The following is a 1,473-nucleotide window of genomic DNA, read 5'->3' as shown; positions in this document are numbered from 1 at the left end:
TCATCGGCGATCCCTTTACGGACCCGATGGGAGTAGCGGGACCAATCTACGGAAGGAGTCCTCTCGGTGGATGTCGAGCGTTCGCACTTCCGAGAGAACCTCCTCCATGAAAAGCCGTAGGAGAGCGCCAACCTGCGAAGATGGGGCAGTCAACACCCGCGCGAGGAGCCGCACTGTTCCTTGAAGTGCGCGGCTGACGAGGATGGGACGTACCTTCGAGGCCAGCCCTACGAGTGTGGCCAGGGGCTGGAGACAACTGGCGACGGTGCGTGAGAGCGCAAGGGCAATGAGCGAGGCCCAGACGAATACCTGGACAGCGTGCCTGTTCTTGCTCGGCATGGACTCAAGGTTGAGGTGCTGCTTGAGTTCCTTGAATACGAGCTCCACCTGCCAGCGCAACCGGTACAGCTCGCCGAGCACAGCAGGCGTCCAGGTCGTGACGCTCAGACTCGTGAGGTAGGGGCGCTGCTCGAGCTTTGGCCCAGGTAGCAGGACGAGTCGCGCGGGTACCGCCTGCCGAGCGTAGGCCTGCGTCTTCGGCCAGAGCACGACGTCCAAGTCCCAGGAGGTACCAATCCGTTTCCTCGCGGGCAGCAAGCTGCGCAACCGCACTCCCTCAGGAGACTTCTTGAGCTTGCGCCGCAACCACGCCGGCCCCTTGTGCACGCCCACCACGATAGGGTTTCCGTTCAGACGCATCGGGCAGAGATAGTGCAGTCCTGCTTCGGAGATTTCTCGAAGCCGGTGGTACGCGACGAACCCCTTGTCGAACAGCAACAGACTTCCCTTTCTGAAGAGCGTCAGCTCTGGAAACACTTCCATGTCGTGGAGGTTGGCAGGGACGAGCCGCGCCGCGATGGGCAACAGCCCGAAGACAGAAATCGCCACATGGACCTTGAGGGAGGCCGCTGCCGCGCGAGTCCCTTTGAAGGCGCGCGCAAGGCGGTCAGAAACCTGAACCAAGGTGCTGTCCCAAACGACGACATCTGGGAACAGTCGTGCGAGCGGATGTCGTGCTCGCTCTCTCGCACCCGTTCTCCAAGGTCGAACGGCCGTCTCGAACACGCGCTCAAAGAGCGCAACGCTGGCAGCAGACAGAAAACGCTTCTGGAAGGGCCTTGGCCAGACCTGGCGCCCACCCAGCCGTGAGTACCAATGCCGCGCCTCGGAGAAGCCCGGGTTGCCGTGCCCAAACCTGCTGAGCACGACGGCTCGGACGAAGAGACTGGCTTGAATGGTCCGCAGTCGCTGGATGAACTGAACCGCCCTGCCCAGCAGCGCCAGGGTGCGTGCTGGTAGGAGGAGATTGAGGGCCGGAACCAGCGAGTCGTAGCGGTTCACCGTCGGGACCTCCACGCGCCGCGCGTGGGCACAGCGCTTTAGGTCTGAGAAGGCCCGATCTTTCTCCCCTCTGCGGGCATGTCCTACATTCGAGCCCTCGCTCGGCTGCCCCCTCCAAAGATCACGCCGATG

At 62.9% G+C, this 1,473-nt stretch carries 1 protein-coding gene; it reads right to left on the bottom strand.

Annotated features, from left to right (window positions below):
- Positions 1–15 precede the first annotated feature (15 nt).
- Positions 16–1,341, bottom strand: a complete 1,326-nt coding sequence (locus LXT21_RS44690; RefSeq protein WP_254044387.1) for an IS4 family transposase — start codon at positions 1,339–1,341, stop codon at positions 16–18.
- Positions 1,342–1,473: the final 132 nt, after the last annotated feature.

It is taken from the genome of Myxococcus guangdongensis (assembly GCF_024198255.1).
GTDB classification, from domain to species: Bacteria; Myxococcota; Myxococcia; order Myxococcales; family Myxococcaceae; genus Myxococcus; species Myxococcus guangdongensis.
The sequence above is the reverse complement of the archived record's forward strand: the minus strand, read 5'-3'. Positions and strand labels throughout refer to the sequence as shown.